16 protein-coding genes and 1 CRISPR repeat array (1 of these 17 only partly in view) are annotated in these 18757 nt (G+C 44.4%); of the genes, 9 read left to right on the top strand and 7 right to left on the bottom strand.

What is annotated here, in order from left to right; all coding sequences use genetic code 11:
- Positions 1–1013: a CRISPR direct-repeat array (repeat unit 30 nt; unit sequence GCCTTAATCGTACCTTATTGGAATTGAAAT); it reaches 3449 nt to the left of the window's first position.
- Positions 1014–1158: 145 nt separating this feature from the next.
- From EZE20_RS02870 to EZE20_RS02860, 3 genes are all read left to right on the top strand, one after another.
- Entirely contained in the window at positions 1159–2277 is a 1119-nt protein-coding gene (locus tag EZE20_RS02870; protein ID WP_132114313.1) for a hypothetical protein, read from the top strand.
- A 149-nt stretch (positions 2278–2426) separates the two neighbouring features.
- Positions 2427–2948, top strand: a complete 522-nt coding sequence (locus tag EZE20_RS02865; protein ID WP_132114311.1) for a gluconate 2-dehydrogenase subunit 3 family protein — start codon at positions 2427–2429, stop codon at positions 2946–2948.
- Positions 2949–3017: 69 nt separating this feature from the next.
- Positions 3018–4730: a GMC oxidoreductase gene (locus EZE20_RS02860; protein ID WP_132114309.1), complete on the top strand. Its 1713-nt coding sequence runs from the start codon at positions 3018–3020 to the stop codon at positions 4728–4730.
- Positions 4731–4890: 160 nt separating this feature from the next.
- On the opposite strand, the gene EZE20_RS02855 is transcribed toward EZE20_RS02860, so the two are convergent.
- The 4 genes from EZE20_RS02855 to EZE20_RS02840 form a co-directional block, all read right to left on the bottom strand.
- Positions 4891–5130, bottom strand: a complete 240-nt coding sequence (locus EZE20_RS02855) for a DUF4834 domain-containing protein (protein WP_132114307.1) — start codon at positions 5128–5130, stop codon at positions 4891–4893.
- A 148-nt stretch (positions 5131–5278) separates the two neighbouring features.
- On the bottom strand, positions 5279–5854 hold the full coding sequence (gene purN, locus EZE20_RS02850; protein ID WP_132115075.1) for a phosphoribosylglycinamide formyltransferase: 576 nt from the start codon (positions 5852–5854) through the stop codon (positions 5279–5281).
- 143 nt (positions 5855–5997) lie between these two features.
- Entirely contained in the window at positions 5998–6693 is a 696-nt protein-coding gene (locus EZE20_RS02845) for a TapB family protein (protein ID WP_132114305.1), read from the bottom strand.
- A gap of 104 nt (positions 6694–6797) precedes the next feature.
- Positions 6798–7667 carry a geranylgeranylglycerol-phosphate geranylgeranyltransferase gene (locus tag EZE20_RS02840; protein ID WP_199879870.1) on the bottom strand — a complete coding sequence of 290 codons (870 nt, stop codon included), beginning with the start codon at positions 7665–7667 and terminating at the stop codon, positions 6798–6800.
- Positions 7668–7874: 207 nt separating this feature from the next.
- Between EZE20_RS02840 and bshA the strand changes: the two genes are divergently transcribed.
- Entirely contained in the window at positions 7875–9011 is a 1137-nt protein-coding gene (bshA, locus tag EZE20_RS02835; RefSeq protein ID WP_132114301.1) for an N-acetyl-alpha-D-glucosaminyl L-malate synthase BshA, read from the top strand.
- A gap of 145 nt (positions 9012–9156) precedes the next feature.
- Entirely contained in the window at positions 9157–10485 is a 1329-nt protein-coding gene (locus EZE20_RS02830) for an NAD(P)/FAD-dependent oxidoreductase (RefSeq protein ID WP_132114299.1), read from the top strand.
- Between the two features lie 69 nt (positions 10486–10554).
- Here the strand turns inward: EZE20_RS02830 and EZE20_RS02825 are convergent, their stop codons facing one another.
- Complete coding sequence (locus tag EZE20_RS02825) at positions 10555–11349, bottom strand: O-methyltransferase (RefSeq protein ID WP_132114297.1); 795 nt, start codon at positions 11347–11349, stop codon at positions 10555–10557.
- A 122-nt stretch (positions 11350–11471) separates the two neighbouring features.
- Between EZE20_RS02825 and EZE20_RS02820 the strand changes: the two genes are divergently transcribed.
- Both EZE20_RS02820 and EZE20_RS02815 read left to right on the top strand, forming a co-directional pair.
- Positions 11472–12398, top strand: a complete 927-nt coding sequence (locus tag EZE20_RS02820) for a hypothetical protein (RefSeq protein ID WP_132114295.1) — start codon at positions 11472–11474, stop codon at positions 12396–12398.
- Positions 12399–12697: 299 nt separating this feature from the next.
- Positions 12698–14173, top strand: coding sequence for a hypothetical protein (locus EZE20_RS02815; protein WP_132114293.1), 1476 nt, complete (start codon positions 12698–12700; stop codon positions 14171–14173).
- Positions 14174–14281: 108 nt separating this feature from the next.
- On the opposite strand, the gene hemA is transcribed toward EZE20_RS02815, so the two are convergent.
- The gene (gene hemA, locus EZE20_RS02810; protein WP_132114291.1) at positions 14282–15547 is read right to left on the bottom strand and encodes a glutamyl-tRNA reductase; all 1266 of its coding nucleotides are present in this window, start codon (positions 15545–15547) and stop codon (positions 14282–14284) included.
- Between the two features lie 279 nt (positions 15548–15826).
- Between hemA and EZE20_RS02805 the strand changes: the two genes are divergently transcribed.
- On the top strand, positions 15827–17125 hold the full coding sequence (locus tag EZE20_RS02805) for a sensor histidine kinase (RefSeq protein WP_132114289.1): 1299 nt from the start codon (positions 15827–15829) through the stop codon (positions 17123–17125).
- On the opposite strand, the gene EZE20_RS02800 is transcribed toward EZE20_RS02805, so the two are convergent.
- On the bottom strand, positions 17126–17650 hold the full coding sequence (locus EZE20_RS02800; protein ID WP_132114287.1) for a hypothetical protein: 525 nt from the start codon (positions 17648–17650) through the stop codon (positions 17126–17128).
- A 40-nt stretch (positions 17651–17690) separates the two neighbouring features.
- Here EZE20_RS02800 and EZE20_RS02795 point away from each other — a divergent pair, with 40 nt between their 5' ends.
- Entirely contained in the window at positions 17691–18743 is a 1053-nt protein-coding gene (locus tag EZE20_RS02795; protein ID WP_132114285.1) for an acyl transferase, read from the top strand.
- The last annotated feature ends 14 nt before the right edge of the window (positions 18744–18757 follow it).

Raw genomic sequence — 18757 nt, 5'->3', positions numbered from 1 at the left:
ATCGTACCTTATTGGAATTGAAATGGGATTCGGAATACCGTAATAGGTGCTACGTCGTTGCCTTAATCGTACCTTATTGGAATTGAAATGGTTTAATTCGATACATGCAGTCTTCGTGAAAATTGCCTTAATCGTACCTTATTGGAATTGAAATTCTGAATACGTGCCTGATTTTAATGCTTTTTCTAGGCCTTAATCGTACCTTATTGGAATTGAAATAATCGGATGACAGGATTAAGGGTTTAAAAGAGGCCGCCTTAATCGTACCTTATTGGAATTGAAATAGGTTTTTAAAGCGTGTCTCCACATCAGCCACAGAGGGCCTTAATCGTACCTTATTGGAATTGAAATGTAAGTATCGCTCTTGATATTGTCGAATATGCTTTGCCTTAATCGTACCTTATTGGAATTGAAATGCGGTGTAGCAACTGAAAAATTCGTGGATGAGGTCTTGCCTTAATCGTACCTTATTGGAATTGAAATGCGGGAAGGTAGGCACAGGTGCAGCGGCAGTTGATGCCTTAATCGTACCTTATTGGAATTGAAATAAGTGTGCTTTGTGGTGCTTAACGTCTGCCGGGATTGCCTTAATCGTACCTTATTGGAATTGAAATAATGAAATAAATATCAATCAACAAGAATCACCCCCGGGCCTTAATCGTACCTTATTGGAATTGAAATATGACTTCTAGGCGTGTTACGTTAATCATGCCTTCAGCCTTAATCGTACCTTATTGGAATTGAAATAAGATTTAGGGGTTTTAGAATCACAGAAGCTCACAAGCCTTAATCGTACCTTATTGGAATTGAAATATGGTGCGTATCCTGACGGCTGCTTTCGGTCGGAAACGCCTTAATCGTACCTTATTGGAATTGAAATGCGTCAACGGCAGATCATCATCATTCTCGCCCAACACGCCTTAATCGTACCTTATTGGAATTGAAATATAATGTAGATTTTGTCGAAGGTTTCGAGCAGGTTTGCCTTAATCGTACCTTATTGGAATTGAAAAATAATGATTCCCTCAATTCGGATGGGAGGTTTTTGGGGAGCAGTTGGGGGGATTTTGGGTTGCTCTTTGGTTCTCTGCAATCAGTCAGGACTTAAAGTCTACATATTTTCACTAATTTCACTAGTTCATGTAACATTTATTGGAAATGAAGTACATACGATTAGTATTTTGGGTAGTTCTGTCGACTGTTTCGATGGGGAGTTGGGCACAATCCAATTGGAAAACGGTAGCTGATACGACGTTATTTAATCAAAATGACACCGCAAAGGTATGGCGAAGTGGCGCCGTTTCTATCTCGCAACAGTATGCATCTCCGTTCAATAATATGCTGCTCGTGACGACAAAATACGATACCTTGCTTTCACGCGGAATTTATGTCGGAATCAACGAACCTCGATATGACCTCGAATCACCGGACTCAACTACCGTAGGTTTGGCCACCGAAAGCTATGCCAATTCGCAGGGATTAATTGTGAATAATTATGCCAACTATAAGTCGGGAATGACGTTTCCCGATGTGCACACCACAACCTCGGAGTTCAATTTCCTGCGCGGTTTTCCCGATTCGCTTGGTTTTCGGGATGGCGGACATATCTCGAAAGTGGCGGCGATTCGGGCAACGGGTACCTTTGCCAACAATGGCCGGAATTACAAAACGGATGCTTTTGACCTAATCAACCTTCGTTTTTTCAACAGTAGCACTGCCGGGAATATGGCCGAAATCGAAAATTTCTACGGGCTGCGTCTGGAAGATTTTCGGGGTGTAAATCCAGCCATTATCAAAAATGGCTGGGGCGTGTACATTGCACCCAATCAGCTCAAAAACTACTTTTCCGGGCAGGTAGGCATTGGCACCACGGTTATTGCACACGCGCTGACCGTGGCTGCACCGGCCGATCCGGTGCAGCTAACCGGACTCACCTACGGCGCTGAGCAGGAAGATGTCCTGACGATTGACGACAAAGGCGTGGTTCATCGGAGAAATTCCGGGCAGCGCAGCTTCCTGACAACTACGGACAACACGACGCTTTCTCCCGAAATTGAACTTTATATTCACAAGGGTGGCGATGCGGTTTTTGAAGTTCCGCCCGCTCCTACCCGCGCCGGGCAAACCTGGAAAATCGTAAATATCGGTACGGGTACAATCACGTTGTCAAGAGGTTTTTTTGTCGGGAATTCGGTTCGATACACCATTCCTAACGATGAAAAACAGTATATTCATGAGATTTTTTCAGATGGCGAAACCTACGTGGCGATTCATTGATACAGCCTTTAAAAATAACCTTTGTACGGAATTTGTTTTACAATCGTTTTATAAGGCAATTTACTGATAAGAAACATCGCTGAACCATCATTAGATTTCCCCAACTTCTGGTTTTATTTATATCATAACAATCTTTTTATCTACAAAAAATGCAACGTCGCACAGCACTCAAAAATGTAGCGTCCACCATAGGAGCGTTTGTCGCCCTGCCAGCCTGGGCCAACGGTTGGAATCGGCAGCAGCTTTCAAACAATGCTCTTCTGAATCCGGCAGAAAACTCCCTTTTGGCCGAAGTCGTGGAAACAATTATTCCAAAAACGGACACACCCGGTGCCAAAGAATTGGGCGTACATCAGTTTGTACAAACAATGATTACCGATTGTTACGATAAAAAAGCGCAGGATTCGCTGGTCTCAGGTTTGGCCTCGCTGGACGCATTTAGTCAAAGTACCTTTGGAAAATCTTTCACTGCATGCAGCGCCAAACAGCGCATTCATATTCTGGAAGGAATGGAACTGAGCGATGATGCGGCCCGCAAATCGTTTTACGGAATGGTGAAAGGTCTGACGATTCAGGGCTATATGTCATCTGAATACGTGATGACAAACCTGACGCACTACGAGATGATTCCGGGGCGTTTTCATGGCTGTGTTCCCGTCAAAACTACCTGATCTACCTCTTTCTTTTTTCTAAATTCCAGCCTGATTGCAGGCAATATCATTTGAATCAACTACTTGAAAATGAGTAATTTTAATATAGATAGCCAAAAAGCTCGTACGTACGACGCCATCGTGATCGGCTCTGGCATCAGCGGCGGCTGGGCAGCGAAAGAACTGACCGAAAAAGGTCTGAAAACGCTGGTGCTCGAACGTGGCCGCGATGTAAAACACAACATCGACTACCCCACCACCAACATGATGCCGTGGGAGTTTGAACACCGCGAACGCATGCCGCGCGAAGTCGTAGAGGAAAATCCGATTGTGAGCAAGTGTTATAATTTCAAAGAATCGGCGGCGCACTTTTTTGTAAAAGATAAGGAGCATCCCTATGTGCAGGAAAAGCCTTTCGACTGGATCAGGGGCTATCAGGTGGGAGGAAAATCGCTGCTGTGGGCCCGGCAAACGCAGCGGTGGAGTAAGTACGATTTTGAAGGCCCCGCCCGCGATGGATTTGCAGTGGAGTGGCCCATCAGCTACGACGACATTGCGCCCTGGTATAGCCACGTGGAGCGTTTTGCCGGTATTTCCGGAAATAAAGATGGCATTGACGCCCTGCCGGATGGGGAATTTTTGACGCCACACGAAATGACCTGCGTCGAGAAATATTTCAAAGAGCAGGTTTCAAAAAAATACAAAGACCGGCACATTATCATTGGCCGGGCGGCCCATATCACTGATCCTCAGCAGATTCATTACGATCAGGGACGGGCCAAATGTCAGCATCGGGGCATTTGCGAGCGGGGCTGTCCGTTTGGTGGATATTTCAGCAGCAACGCCTCCACTATTCCGTGGGCATTGAAAACTGGTAAAATGACCCTTCGCCCACAATCCGTCGTACATTCCATTATTTACGACGAGAAAAAACAAAAAGCCGTTGGTGTACGGGTGATTGACGCCACAACAAAAGAAATGATGGAGTTTTATGCGCGTATAATTTTCGTAAATGCCGCCGCCATAAACACCAACCTCGTACTGCTCAATTCTACTTCGTCGCGCTTCCCCAACGGCCTGGGCAACGATAGCGGAACGCTGGGTAAATATGTAGCTTTTCACAACTACCGCGCCCGTGTATCCGGACAGTACGAAGGTTTTCTGGATACCACAACCGACGGACGCCGCCCGAATAGCAGCTATATTCCCCGATTCAGGAATTTGTACAAACAGGAAACCGACTTTTTGCGCGGCTATGCCGCCGGTTTTGGTGCCAACCGTTCGTCACATACCGACCGAAGCGGTGCGGGCGAATCATTGAAGGCTAATTTACTGAAATCGACGCCCGGCAACTGGAATGTGGGCTCGCACATGATGGGTGAGACAATTCCGAAAGAAAGTAACTTTGTGGCGCTTGACCCTTCCCTGAAAGATCCCTTCGGGATTCCGCAACTCCGGATTTCGGTAGATTATGACGACAACGACGAAAAAATGGTGAAAGACTATCTTGAACAAATGACCGAGATGTTCACGATGGCGGGCTTTACCAATATACGTACAAGTGATAGCAAGCAGGCCGCCGGGCTTGATATTCACGAAATGGGCGGTGTTCGCATGGGTAAAGACCCCAAAACATCAATGCTCAACAAATGGAATCAGCTGCATGCCGTGCCTAATGTATTCGTTACCGACGGCGCTTCTATGACCTCCACTTCGACCCAAAATCCTTCGCTCACCTACATGGCTTTTACAGCGCGGGCGGTCGATTATGCAGTAAAGGAAATGAAGAAAAAGAATCTGTAAAGTTGTATTTGAAATACCCAAAACGGCCTGTTCCTTAGCGGAAACAGGCCGTTTTTATTTTAGTAAATACACGTTTCATTTCACATGCTACTACAAAAAATAAAGGCTGCCCTTTGGAGACAGCCTTCGTTGCATGCAGTTTTTTGAAAGGATAAGTACGCTACTTTACATCCTCATAGTCGACATATTCGCCACCGCTAAACCTTGATTTATTGGCATTTGGATTGACATCGACGCGAATACTTCCTTCCCGTTGGGCTTGTTGCCGGGCTCTTTCCTGCCTCCTTTGCTCTTTCACGAGCTGTCTTCCGACTAATAAATGGAAAATAAGACGACGAAAAGGAGGTACAAAAGCAGTCAGGAGTAAAAATATCAGAAATATGTTAAAAAGAATCTTCATACGTGACAGGCATTGGTTCGGCTAAAAAAAACTTTTGTTTCTACGAATATAACGAAAAAATATAAGTTGAGTTTCACTCGTCCGGGAAGAAAGGTTGCATATCAGTAAGAATGGCTTCGAATGGATGTTGACCATCTTTGCTACCCTATCAATCGGTAAGTTCTCTTAAATAGGCGTCAACGACTTTGGGGTAATGTTCGTGTTCAAGACGGTGTATTTTCCCGGCCACAGCGGCCGGGTCGTCAGTTGGATCGAGTGTGCAACTTGCCTGAAAAATAACCTTTCCCTCGTCGTAGCGGGAATTAACGAGGTGAATCGTAATTCCGGATTCTTTTTCTGCGTTGGCTACTACCGCCTGATGAACAAACTCCCCGTACATTCCTTTGCCGCCATATTTTGGCAGCAAAGCCGGATGAATATTCAGGATTTTATCTGGAAAACGGTTAATTAAATATTCCGGCACAAGCATCATAAAACCTGCCAACACGATAAGGTCAATGTGCTGATTGGTCAGGAATTCGGCGATTGTTTCGGTTTCGTAGAAGAGTTTTCGATCAAAAATCAAGGTCGGGATGTGCAATTTGCGGGCCCGCTGAATGACTCCTGCGCCAGGGTTGTTGGTCAGGATGAGCGCAACCTGCACGTCAGAGCGTTCTGAAAAATATCGGGAAATCTGCTCGGCGTTTGTACCTGAGCCGGAGGCAAAAATGGCAATGCGTTTCATTAAAAAAGGGCGTACCGAGGCACAAAAAAGGAAAATCAAGAACATGAGCTACAAAGCTAGGTCCTGAAGGGCATTAAAAAAAGGAAGTCCGGATTTCAGTCAAAACCCGGGCTTCCTGTTATACACTTTTTTCTACTTCCGAATCAAAACAACTTGCTCAAAACAGTAGAACTTATCAATTTTCCTTTGCGGTAGGTTTCTGTTTTAACGTCCCACAAAACCCCATTGGCACGGTACGAAACCGTCTGAAAATCGAATGCCATTTTCATGATTGTTTTTGTAGAAACGTTCATGTCCGAGGTAATTTTGTGGGTATCAAAGGTCCCGGCCGGCACCGTAATTTTTTCCTTTGCTTCCACTTTACGGTTATTCATAACCATATCTACTTCTATGGCCATCGGTCCGGTGGCGCCTTCACCACTCAACGAACCGTCCGGCAGTTTTTGACCGACGGATAGATTTCCGGGATAAACAATGTCTTTGGAAGTAAATGTCATCTCAAAGCTTTGGAAGGATTTGCGCTGCTCTTCGCCCAAAAATGCGTTGGCATCTACCCGAAGTTCATTGCCATTGCAAAGCATCGTGTAGGTAGTTTTCATTTCTGATTTTCCCTTTTTGTCCATAGACTCAAACTCCATGTCGATTTTTGTATCAGCGCCTTGTTTACTTATATTCTTGATGACGTAGGTTAACCTACCTGATTCTTTGCCTCTGCCATCATAAGTTATCATTTCAAATCCGCCACCTACTTTCAGAGCCACGCCCATACACTCCTGAGCATATGTAAAATTGGTTGTCCAGGAGGCCAACAAAAGAAGGGCAATTACTAGTTTTTTCATGCTGTTCATCGGATTAAGATTACTGTTTGGGAAAGAATCAAAAATACTAAATCACGCTATACATTGCACATCATAACCAGTAAACGGCACCAATTACTGAGTGATCAGGCCCAAAGCATAGTGGTCAGTCCGAGCAGCATAATGATCTTGCACAGGCCACTTAGCCGGGCAAACTCCCGCCGGGTGTCGGCCATCACGAGCCGATAAACAAGCAGGGCTATGGGGAGAAGTAAAAAAGTAAAAAGCCAACCAAGCATGAGGTTGTTCAGCGAGTGCGCCATCAGGTACAGCAACACGATAAACGCAGCAATCAGAACATACAAAAACAGTTTGGTACGACGGATTCCCCACACGATAGGCAGCGTGCGACAGCGGTGGGCCTGATCGCCGCGAACATCTTCCATGTCTTTGATTATCTCCCGAACGAGCGTAATGAAAAACGAAAATAAGGCATAGATATACACGAGGTGCCGATTTTCAGGAAATACCACCGAAACCACAATCAGGCTCAGGGCCGTAAGAATGGAAACAACGGCGTTACCTACAAAGGGCAATCGTTTGAAGCGCTCAGAATAAAACCACAGGAGCGTTACCGAAAAAACATTGACTATAAAAACCCATTTGCTGACTAGCAAACCCAGAAATACCCCCGCAACGTTCAAAAACTGATGGGCTCCCATCGCAACACGGCGTTTGAGATAGCGTCCGATAATGACACGTTCGGGCTTGTTTACAATGTCGATTTTTACATCAAAATAATCATTAATAATATATCCCGCTGCCGCAATGAATACGGTAGAAATACTCAGCAGCAGCATTTTCGGATCGAAAAGTTGCTCTCTCCATTCGTGACGCGGGCCAATCAGCAGGATGCGGGCAAGGTATTGGGTAAGGACGATGATGACCAAATTCCGGATCCGAATCAGACGAAGCAAGCCGCCGAAAATAGCGCGGGAAGTGGGTTTTCGGTGGATCGTCACAAGGAGATGAGAGATGAATTAGTCAGAGAAAAATAATCTATTTCGATACAAATGACCGCTTTACGCTTCTTAATAAAATCTTTATACAAACTTTTGGAATAAAAAAGACTTGTTTTTGTGTTACTAATCCAAAACCAGTCAAACAAGTTCGACATTGCGAGAAAAAACTGCTTTTTCCCACTGTCTTTTTTAAAACTACACATGAAAATTGGCATTGTTTGTTACCCCACATTTGGCGGGAGTGGTGTTGTAGCCACAGAATTAGGAAAAGCGTTGGCAAAAGTTGGTCATCAGGTTCATTTTATTACGTATTCCCAACCGCCCCGACTGGATTTTTTTAACGAGAATCTGTACTACCACGAAGTCAATATTCCGGCGTATCCGTTGTTTCAATACCCGCCCTACGAGTCAGCGCTGTCGAGCGAAATGGTACACGTAGCGCAGTATATGAAACTCGACTTGCTGCATGTGCATTATGCCATTCCGCATGCATCGTCGGCCTATTTGGCCAAACAGATTTTGGCTGCGCAGGGCATTCATATTCCTGTAATCACGACTCTGCACGGAACGGATATCACGCTTGTCGGAAAAGATTCCTCCTATGAGCCCGTAGTTACATTTAGCATAAATCAATCGGATGGAATTACAGCCGTTTCAGAATTTTTGAAAAGCGATACGTACCGTCACTTTGCGATAACTAAGGACATAGAAGTCATTCCAAACTTCATTGATCTCGAACGGTTCAAACGCCAAAAGAAAGAACATTTCAAATTGGCGATTTGCCCAAATGGCGAAAAGTTGGTCGTTCACACGTCTAATTTCCGGAAGGTAAAACGGATCGACGACGTGATTATGATTTTCCATAAACTAAGAAAGCAGATTCCGAGCAAGCTCTTGCTCGTTGGCGACGGTCCCGAGCGTGCCCGCATTGAACGGCTTTGCATGGAATTGGACATGTATCCTGATGTCCGTTTTCTGGGGAAATTAGACGCAATTGAGGAAGTATTGTCCGTAGCCGACTTATTTTTGATGCCTTCTGAGTCCGAAAGTTTTGGATTGGCCGCTCTCGAAGCGCTCGCCTGCGAAGTGCCCCTGATTACGACTAACGTGGGTGGCCTACCCGAACTGAATATTCAGGGGGTGACAGGTTTTCTGAGCAATTTGGGCGATGTGGACGATATGGTAGCCAAAGCGGTGGTGGTTTTGCAGGATGAAAACCTGCCAAAGTTTAAAGAAAATGCCCTGGCACGTGCCCGCGAGTTTGATATTACGCGGATTTTGCCTGCTTACGAAAACTATTACGAACGCATTCTGGAAGCAAGCCACTCTGCGCACTGAAATAATATACTTTCAGTTATATAAATCATGGGAACAGTTGTCTGAAAATAGCAGATACTGTTCCCTTTTTGGTTGTTCTGGCACGAACATTTAGTAGTATAAGGATGTTACTTAATAAGAGATTTACTGGTAACCCCTGAAAACTATGACTCCGAACATCCCAAAAAATAGCAAGAAGAGAATCGTAATTGTTGGCGCAGGTTTTGCGGGTTTGGAAATAGCGCAAAGACTTTCAAAACGACCTGAATTACAGATAGTTTTATTAGATAAAAATAATTACCATCAGTTTCAGCCCCTGTTTTATCAGGTGGCGATGGCCGGGCTGGAACCCAGCTCAATTTCTTTTCCGTTACGCAAAATTTTTCAATCGCGTAAAAACGTCCACATCCGAATTACCGACGTCAAGCGGGTCATTCCTGAGCGTAAAACTGTGGTGACAGGATTGGGAGAAATTACGTATGACGAGCTGATTATTGCAACCGGCGCCGACACTACGTACTACGGCATGAAGGAAATTGAAGAAAAGGCCATCCCGATGAAATCTGTGGCTGAGGCGCTGGCCCTTCGGAACCGTATTTTGCAAAACTTTGAAGATGCACTTACCGCCGAAACCGAAGAAGAGCGGATTGCGCTGATGAACGTGGTGGTAGTTGGCGGTGGCCCTACGGGTGTTGAACTGGCAGGAACCCTGGCAGAAATGAAGCGTTGTATTTTGCCCAAAGACTATCCCGATCTTAACTTCGACTCCATGCAGATTTACCTTTTGGAAGGCATGAGCGAGGTATTGGCGGCGATGTCCGACGAGTCGTCAGCAAAAGCAAGGGAATATCTTGAAAATTTGGGTGTAATTGTCCTGACCGAACAAATGGTTACTTCATTTGATGGTGATGTTGTTCAAACCAAACAGGGACTTACCTTACTAACCAAAAATCTGGTGTGGGCCGCCGGCGTCAAAGCAAGCGTATTGGAAGGCTTCGATGCACAAACGCTGGGTCGTGGCGGTCGTCTGAAAGTAAATGCCATGAATGAGGTAGAAGGCTATTCTTCGATCTATGCATTAGGCGACGTAGCCATTATGCAGGGCGATGAAAAAAGCCCCGAGGGGCATCCGCAGTTGGCCCAACCGGCTATTCAGCAGGCTAAGAATCTGGCAAAAAACATGATCAACAAGTTGGATGGCAAACCGTTGAAACCGTTTCGCTACAAAGACCTGGGTTCTATGGCCACAATTGGTCGCAATCTTGCCGTAGTTGATTTACCTTTCTGGAAATTTCAGGGCTTTTTTGCCTGGCTTACCTGGATGTTCGTTCACCTCATGTCAATTGTGGGTGTCAAAAATCGAATTATGATTTTTATAAACTGGCTTTGGAACTACATTACCTACGATCAGTCGCTACGCCTGATCATTAAACCCAAGCCTTTGGCAATCGAAAAGACCGAGAAGAGGGAATCGCAGGAACTTCTGGAAGTATAAGTAAAAATCCCCCGGTTCGGAAGAAATCTTCACCGGGGGATTTTTGTGCGTATCTACATCTATCTACTCTTACAATTGTAGCAGCGCAATGCTTGTTCCGCCGATATGGCGCAGATTTCGACAGCTCGGATTTTTTTGATAAAGTTCATTCAGTGCATTTCTTACGCCCTCCCAATTGGTATAATCATGCCATAAAATAATGCCTCCGGGACGAATCATTTCCAACGCCTTTTGTGTATCATTCAGTACATACTCATACGCGTGTGAGGCATCAATGAAAATCAAATCCATAGAAGCTTTATACGGCGAAAAGTCAAACGTGGCCGAGTCACCAAACACCTGTTGAATTTTTGAACGCAGCGGATGTTCAAGAAAACGCTCACCGGAGCGATCTTTCTTTACATAGCGTGCTTCGCCTACGGCAATTTTCATTTGTGTATTGTCCAATTCGCTGCCGGGAAGGTCCAAAGTCACAATTTGGGCATCAGCGGGCGAATTAAGCGCCATATTCAGGGTAGTTCTTCCCTGAAAAGTACCAATCTCAAAAATTCGTTTCGGTTGCTTCATTCGCACCAAATTGCTGATCACTTTCAGTTCAAACTCGGTGGTATGACCAAACCCGCACTCATTTACCCCTTCGTAAACCGCTTCATCATTTTTTAATAATTCCAAAATATCTGTTTTTGGCAGAATATGCGGATCATCAGGAGTGGGATCCTCCAAAGTTGTCGGTTGTGCATATACCTGATAAAGCGCAAGCAACCGGTTGCGCTCCTGCGCATTGCCAAGCCCAACGGTAAGTGTGTATCCTACGCGCCGAACTACGCCTGCGTATAAACTTAGTGTGTCTTTAAGTGTTCCCATACAAAAAATTTAGGCATTACTATTTACATTGCAACCCGAAGCGACGATCGTATCCGGCGGTCGAATATAGCCTGCTCTTGTCGGAAGAAAAAAAATTACCAACTTGATTTAGTTTACGTTACATGCTTTACTTCCTGCTCGCCGTCATCTTTACGGTTGCCCTCTATCTCATCATGCGGGCTTATCCGGCCTACAAAGTGGATTCCTTCCATGCAATTGTTTTCAATTATTATGCCTGTGTAGCTACGGGCCTGGTACTTTCAGAAGATTTGGAACAACTCAAACAGGTGGAGTGGCAGTCACCCGCTACGCTGCTTACGCTTGCGCTAGGGACTCTTTTTGTGCTTGCTTTTGTATTGATTGGTCAAACAACGCAGAAGGTTAGCGTCACGGCGACTTCCCTATCGGCAAATATGTCGCTCATCATTCCGGTTTTGTTTGGCCTATTTATCTTTAAAAACGCCAACAAAATATTCACATTCTGGAATTATTTGGGGCTGTTTCTAGCGCTGCTTGCCCTGGCGCTAGGCGCTATTCAGAAGCGAACAACGGCTCCTGCCACCGCATCGGGCGAGGGAGCTGGCTCATCTGTAAGCCTGTTAACCCTCGCCTTACCGATGCTCACCTTTTTGGCGACGGGTGCAAATAATACGCTCATCAATTTTCTAAGCATGAAGTATTATGAACCCAAAGAAGTAACTCTTTTTATGATTATTTCATGCATAGGTGCTGCCCTCGTCAGTACCCTTTTACTACTAATTCGTGTAAGAGTACAAGGTGATCAGGTTGCAGTTCGCAGTGTCGTAGGAGGTTTGATTTTGGGTATACCAAATTTCCTATCCTTTTACTTTTTATTAAAAGCCCTGGCAGCTTTTGGCAATAGTGCAGCCTTCGTTTTTCCTATTTATAATATCCTCACAATGATGGTTTCCTCAGCTACCGCCTTTCTGCTGTTTCGTGAACGACTTAACACAGTAAACAAAATCGGTCTTCTCATAGCGATCCTGGCAATCGTACTAATTTCCTATCAGGAATTGGGATTAAAGTAAAAGTTCTTCGGGTTCGTTGCCCGAAGAACTAAGGTGCGGAGAAATACCGGAAAGCTCCAACGAATAAACGTTGCCCTTGGATATAGTATAAAATCTTTCTACAAATATTCCATTAATCAGAATGCAGGCCTAGTAAATTTGCATGCAAGTAGTAACTTGCATTATGCAAGTTTTGCAACTAAATCGATAGCAATCTCTGAATAAGGAAGTTGGTCTTTTTTGGTACATCTGCCTACTTGCATGTAAAAGCAGAGGCATTGAGAAGATAGGGTATCAGTCAGGTGAAAATTTGCGTAGGTATGAAATCGTTTGGATATAAAAAAATTGCACAAAGGAGCTTTGCATCAAATCCTTCATTTGATGAATCAAGAAATCACTATCTGGAAGGTTCCCTGCGCAAGAAAGTAGAAGCCGTGCTTCAAAAACAATGGATCAACGAATGGAGTTCTTTTGGTCCGAGTTATGCCACAGTTACGCAAAAAACGAAATTTTATGAAGCCCTTAGCAACACACTCCTTGTCGTGTATCACGCACGCTACCCAAACACATCAGCTGGCGAACGAACGATAAGCCGCGATACGGTACGTCGTTTTTTACTTGATAATTATACCGGCAAATTTTACGAACAAAATAAAGACCTTTTTGCCGTTTTTGCGGGCTACGATTCCTGGAAAGATTTTGTAGACAAAAGCTCCGCAAGCAGTATTCCGCCCCCGCCTGTGGAAGTAGCAACGGAAGAAATACCCGCTCCGCCTTTACCGATCCCCACGGAATCTAAATCTCAAAACTGGATTTGGGGGCTTTTGGCCGTCACCTGGTTTTTGGCCTCGCTCACGGCCTATTTTTTCGTTCGCCCGGATCAGGCTCCTTCCGTAAACAGCAATGCACCCGTCCTTTCGCAGATTAATCTTCGTATCGTATCAGCAAGCAATGCTCAAAAAGCACCTTCCCTTATAAAATTCGCATACGACCTGGGCGAAAATTCCTATGATAGTGCCTTTATAAATTTTGGCGATGGAAAGAAAATATTAAGCAGTCCGTCGGGCACAGTTAGTCAATTATTTTTCCACCCGAAGGTTACACTTGCGCATATCCGAATTGTAAAAAATGGAAAGAACTTTGTGAAGTCTTTTCAGATTCCGATCAAAACGGATCATTGGCAGGCGCAAATTGGGAAGAGTCTTTTTTTTCCAGCCGATAAAATCATTCAGGGCAACACCCTGCACCTCCCGCTTTCACAACTTCCTTTTCAAACCATAAAGGAAGATTTTTATACGCAGTATTCCTATGTTCAGCCTTTTACCTGCAGCATGGACACAATGGTGTTTGAAGCGCGAATAAAAAATCCGATGAAAGAAGGTGGAATTAGCTGTTTCGATAGTGAAATAGCGTTGATTGGCAATAGCGAGAACAAGCTATCATCCTTGGCTTTCAACTTGTTACACCCCAGTTGTATTCAGTATGGATATTTAAAAATTGCCGACACGCAGGTAGGCTACGACCACGCCAATCAGCAATTGGGCAAACTCTTGCCTGCGCTGGGTGTAGATCTTTCGGATTGGATTACGGTTAAGGTTGTCTGCAAAAACAAAGTTGCTGAACTGTACGTCAATGAAAAGCTGCGGCATCGGCAGCCTTATGAAGGCCAAATCGGGGAATTGCAGGCTATTTCGCTACAATTCAAAGGGACAGGATTTGTGGATTGGGTGCAACTGCGAACACTTGCCGGAGACATTCATTACACAGAAGATTTTGGAGGCTCAGCTCTTCAATAATCACTTATCTAAGTATTTGAGCTTATTTAGATGATACTTAAAAGGATCACAAAGTGCTGATTTACAACAACATAATCCCTAATTTCTGATAGCCTAATAGCTACTTATTTAGTGATTATTTTTTTCAACGCTCTTTTCCAAATTGAAGAGGTCGTTCAAAACATCAATCAGCGTTTCAGCTTCCCCACGTTTACAGGCTGCTTTAAGTTGCAAGACGGGCAGTTTAATGATTTTCTGCATCATGCTGGACGTAATTTTGTCCATTTTGGTCATTTCTTCCTCGCTGAGCATCTTGGTAAACCGTGCCATTTCTTCGAGGCGAATCTGTTCCAGAGCATTTTTCAATTTATGAATCGTGGGTGAAACGATCATTTCTTTGGACCAATCGTTGAACTCTGCTACGGACTCATCTATAATTCGACGCACCGACGGAATCGCCTGCATACGACGGGCAAGAGCATCGTTGGCACGCTCACGAATCGTATCAATATTATACAAAACAACACCAGCAATTTGCTCAATCTCGGGATCTACACTGCGTGGTACTGAAAGATCAATGAAGTACTTATACGATAGGCCACCGGCTTTTTGCACCATTGCTTTGGTAAAATAAGGCTGATCAAGTGCAATTGAAGAAATTATTACATCGGCTCGTTCCAGTTCCTGAGTCATCACTTCAAAATCACTCACTCTGAACCCATAGGTAGCAGCGAGTTCTTCGGCTTTGGAGCGGGTACGGTTGATGAGAGTAATGTCTGAATTATCTTTTTGAGCAAGATTTTTACAAATGTCAGTTCCTATTTCGCCCAATCCTACCACTAAAATACGGGGACTGATTGTCAGTGTTTCTACTAATTCTACGGCTGCATAGGACGAAGAAGCGGCGCCATCCCGAAAGGAAGTTTCCTGCGCAACCCGTTTGTTGGCAAAAAAGATGGTGTGCATCAGACGGTGCAAAAAGGGCCCCGCCATGTTGAGATCAGCAGACCATTGGTATGCCTGCTTGATTTGATTAGGAATCTGCATATCGCCAACCACCTGTGAATGCAAACCGGTGGCAACCTCAAACAGATGCCGAATTGTAAGTTCACCTTCGCTGTATGAATCAAATAAAGGAGCAAACGCCTCTGTGTTTGTCAATCCTTTCGAGATCAAAAGCAACGAAATCAGTTCGGAATTATAATCATTGGGAGATGAGTAATATATTTCGGTACGATTGCAGGTAGACACGATCAGAACGTCTGACAGGTCAAAGAAGTCTTTAAGACGAAGCATGAGGGCTTTGGCTTCTTCTTCGTTGAGTGCAATTTGCTCCCTAATTTCCAGGGGAGCGGTTCGGTACGAGATACTTACGGATTTGAACTGATTGTACATTCTGTTTTTCTGTATTCTAAGGGCAAATTTACACCACAATGTTCATATATGAAAACCGGAATCAGAGCAGTTAAGTTTATTTAGAAACTATATAAATTGTTCTGATTTATTTCTGCTAAATTCACAAGATTAAGATTCTATGTCTATGACAAATGTCACATTTATGACTGACTTCGCCTGCCGGAGGCCGGGTCTTACCTGTTTTCTATTTTAATTCGTTATTCTAAAAAATCGTTTTCCGTTGCCTTTACTCAACGAATGAAGGCGTTTCAGGCAAGTATGAAACAGATACCCCAAAGCAGGAAAAAGCGTACAAAAAATTATAAGAGTCCCGTGGCACTATTCAATAGTTTGAAGCTAAGGCGCTCATTGATTGACTCTTATGGTCAAAAAAATATTTATAAGGTCATCATTGGCTTCAATCTTTTTCTGATCAGCATCGGTTCACTTTTTTATACCAATGATCTGGTCGAAAAACTTGAAGAGCGGGAATTAAGGCAAATCAAGCTTTTTGCAGAATGGATGCGCTATGCCATCAACAGTGATTATGACGAAGATCTGAACGGAATCATGGAGATGATTCGGGAGGCCAATAGTTTTTACGAAATCCCGACCATCTACCTTGATGAAAACAACATGCCTGCTGCTCATAATAACATTGCATTCCCGGAAAACGTAAGTCCTGAAAATCAGGAACGGATTATTCAGGAAAACCTCGCCAAAATGAAGCAGGAACACAACCCGATTCCGGTTGAAATTGGCGAAGATCGGGTTGGATATGTGTATTACAGCAATTCTTTTTTGCTTACTCAGCTACGCTACTATCCTTACATTCAGCTTTCGGGAATCTTTATCATTGGATTTCTGGCATATCTTGCGTTTAGCTCGGCCCGAAAAGCGGAACAAAATCAGGTATGGGTAGGGTTGGCCAAAGAAACCGCTCATCAACTTGGCACTCCCCTATCTTCCTTAATGGCCTGGACCGAATATTTTCGATCAGATCCGGACATGGACCCTTCCATTGCGGATGAGATCGAAAAGGATGTACAGCGCCTGGAAATGATTACGACCCGATTTTCCAACATTGGCTCAATGCCCACGCTCAAAGAAGAACCTTTGGCCGAAATCGTGACCGGATTTGTAACGTATCTCGAACGAAGGGTTTCATCGAAAGTCAAATTTTATATTGATGATCAGCTAACCGAAGGGCAGCGGGTGCTCCTCAATCGCAACTTATTTGAATGGGTGATTGAAAACATTTGTAAAAATGCGGTGGATGCGATGGGTGGCGTTGGCGAAATCCGCATTTCCCTGATCCCGATGTTACATCTGAATGAAGTATTTATTGACATTCAGGATACAGGAAAAGGCATTAGTAAAAGTAATTTGAGTAAGATTTTTCGTCCGGGATTTAGCACCAAAAAGCGGGGATGGGGTTTAGGACTTACACTTGCCAAACGAATCATTGAGAATTACCACCACGGCAAACTCTTTGTGAAACATTCCGAACCGGGCCACGGCACAACCTTCCGAATTATGATGCAGGTCACAGCTCCGGTACCTTCGGCAGGTAGTTAATTAATCCAGATAAATTGAAATTGTATCGGTTTCAATCACGTTGCTTACGTTCAAAGCGCGGTCCCGAATGCGAACCTGCAATTTTACGGTAGTCAATTTTCCAAACCGAGTCGCCGGAAAGGTCTGCCGAAGATCAAGTTTACCTTTGATTGGTCCGGGTTTTCCGTCACGTTTTAACACGGGAAAGAACAAAGAACTAAAAAGCGCCAAAGGCCGGAGCTTGAAGGTTCCGTCTTCATTTCGCTCAAAAACAGTCAGTTCATAATTTCCCCAATCTTTATAGACACGATTAACAAAGGCCGTATCGCTGATTTGTTCAGGAGGTACACCAAGGTCACCATCACCGTCTTCAAAGTCAATCGTGATTACGAGGGAATCCGCATTTGCCTGAGAGAAGGTATCGAAAATGGTAAATTTATCGATACTATTATATTGAATGCTTGGTGTATTATCAAAATTGGGTGAATCTACACATCCAAGCAGCCCAAGCGAAACGAGAATTGCGATACAAATACTTAAACGCATGTTATATTTGGCTATCTATTAATATGACAAATTTACGGAATTGGAATCAGGAATCAACAGCAATGCAGCCGAAATAAGGCAGAAACTACGCCGCGAAATACTGACAGTTACACCAGATACATTTGAAGATCTGGCTATGCAGGTATTTCGGTATCAGGCAAGCTTTAATCCTGTTTATCGGACCTATTTGGACCATTTGGGCGTGAGCAGGAATCGCCTCGAACGGCTGGCAGAGGTCCCTCATCTCCCCATACAATTCTTCAAGCACCACACTATTAGAACCGGCCAGCCGCCCGCGTCGGCGATCCATTTTGAAAGCAGTGGAACCACAGGCTCCACAGCAAGTGTCCATACGCTTTACGATGCATCCCTCTATCAAACCCTCAGCCAACGCATCTTTGAGCAGGAATATGGAGCATTAAGTCAGTTTCACCTGCTCGCCCTCTTACCTTCCTACCTTCAACGAAACAATTCTTCGCTTGTGTATATGGTGCGCCACTTTATTGAGCAAACGGGTTCTGACTTTTCGGGCTTTTATCTAAATGACCTAGCGGCATTGACCCAAACGCTTCGTGGACTTTCTACCTTGGAGGACGGCAAGAAAATAATTGTGCTAGGAGTTACATTTGCGCTACTTGATTGGGCAGAATCCAGCGAAGATTTGACCTTTCTTCAAGATTTCAATGACCTGATTATCATGGAAACCGGAGGCATGAAAGGCCGCAGAAAAGAAATGTTGCGGGAAGAAGTACACGCTGTTTTACAGGAAAAACTAGGAATCGCCAATATTCATTCGGAGTATGGAATGACTGAACTTCTTTCACAAAGCTATTCACTCGGCGGCGGGCTGTTTCGGCCCGGCGCAACGATGCGTATACTTCTTCGGGACCCAAATGATCCTTTTGAGCAGTACACGTATGGCCAAACGATCAAAACCGGTGGGATTAATGTGACAGATCTGGCCAATTTGGATTCGTGCAGTTTTATAGAAACACAGGACTTAGGCCGTTTTGGGGAGGAAAAAGAGTCTTTCTACGTATTGGGCCGCTTTGATAATTCTGACCTGCGTGGCTGTAATTTGATGGCCTTATAAAAAGCTAAGTCCGG

The organism is Arundinibacter roseus (assembly GCF_004348825.1).
GTDB classification, from domain to species: Bacteria; Bacteroidota; Bacteroidia; order Cytophagales; family Spirosomataceae; genus Arundinibacter; species Arundinibacter roseus.
Note: the sequence above shows the minus strand (reverse complement) of the source record. Positions and strands in the feature narration are given on the sequence as shown.

Coding starts and splice junctions, on each gene's coding strand:
- EZE20_RS02855 (WP_132114307.1), bottom strand. CDS start 5,130: ATGAAGATTCTTTTTAACATATTTCTGATATTTTTACTCCTGACTGCT.
- EZE20_RS02830 (WP_132114299.1), top strand. CDS start 9,157: ATGACTCCGAACATCCCAAAAAATAGCAAGAAGAGAATCGTAATTGTT.
- EZE20_RS02815 (WP_132114293.1), top strand. CDS start 12,698: ATGAAATCGTTTGGATATAAAAAAATTGCACAAAGGAGCTTTGCATCA.
- EZE20_RS02845 (WP_132114305.1), bottom strand. CDS start 6,693: ATGAAAAAACTAGTAATTGCCCTTCTTTTGTTGGCCTCCTGGACAACC.
- hemA (WP_132114291.1), bottom strand. CDS start 15,547: ATGTACAATCAGTTCAAATCCGTAAGTATCTCGTACCGAACCGCTCCC.
- EZE20_RS02865 (WP_132114311.1), top strand. CDS start 2,427: ATGCAACGTCGCACAGCACTCAAAAATGTAGCGTCCACCATAGGAGCG.
- bshA (WP_132114301.1), top strand. CDS start 7,875: ATGAAAATTGGCATTGTTTGTTACCCCACATTTGGCGGGAGTGGTGTT.
- purN (WP_132115075.1), bottom strand. CDS start 5,854: ATGAAACGCATTGCCATTTTTGCCTCCGGCTCAGGTACAAACGCCGAG.
- EZE20_RS02820 (WP_132114295.1), top strand. CDS start 11,472: ATGCTTTACTTCCTGCTCGCCGTCATCTTTACGGTTGCCCTCTATCTC.
- EZE20_RS02860 (WP_132114309.1), top strand. CDS start 3,018: ATGAGTAATTTTAATATAGATAGCCAAAAAGCTCGTACGTACGACGCC.
- EZE20_RS02800 (WP_132114287.1), bottom strand. CDS start 17,650: ATGCGTTTAAGTATTTGTATCGCAATTCTCGTTTCGCTTGGGCTGCTT.
- EZE20_RS02870 (WP_132114313.1), top strand. CDS start 1,159: ATGAAGTACATACGATTAGTATTTTGGGTAGTTCTGTCGACTGTTTCG.
- EZE20_RS02805 (WP_132114289.1), top strand. CDS start 15,827: ATGAAACAGATACCCCAAAGCAGGAAAAAGCGTACAAAAAATTATAAG.
- EZE20_RS02825 (WP_132114297.1), bottom strand. CDS start 11,349: ATGGGAACACTTAAAGACACACTAAGTTTATACGCAGGCGTAGTTCGG.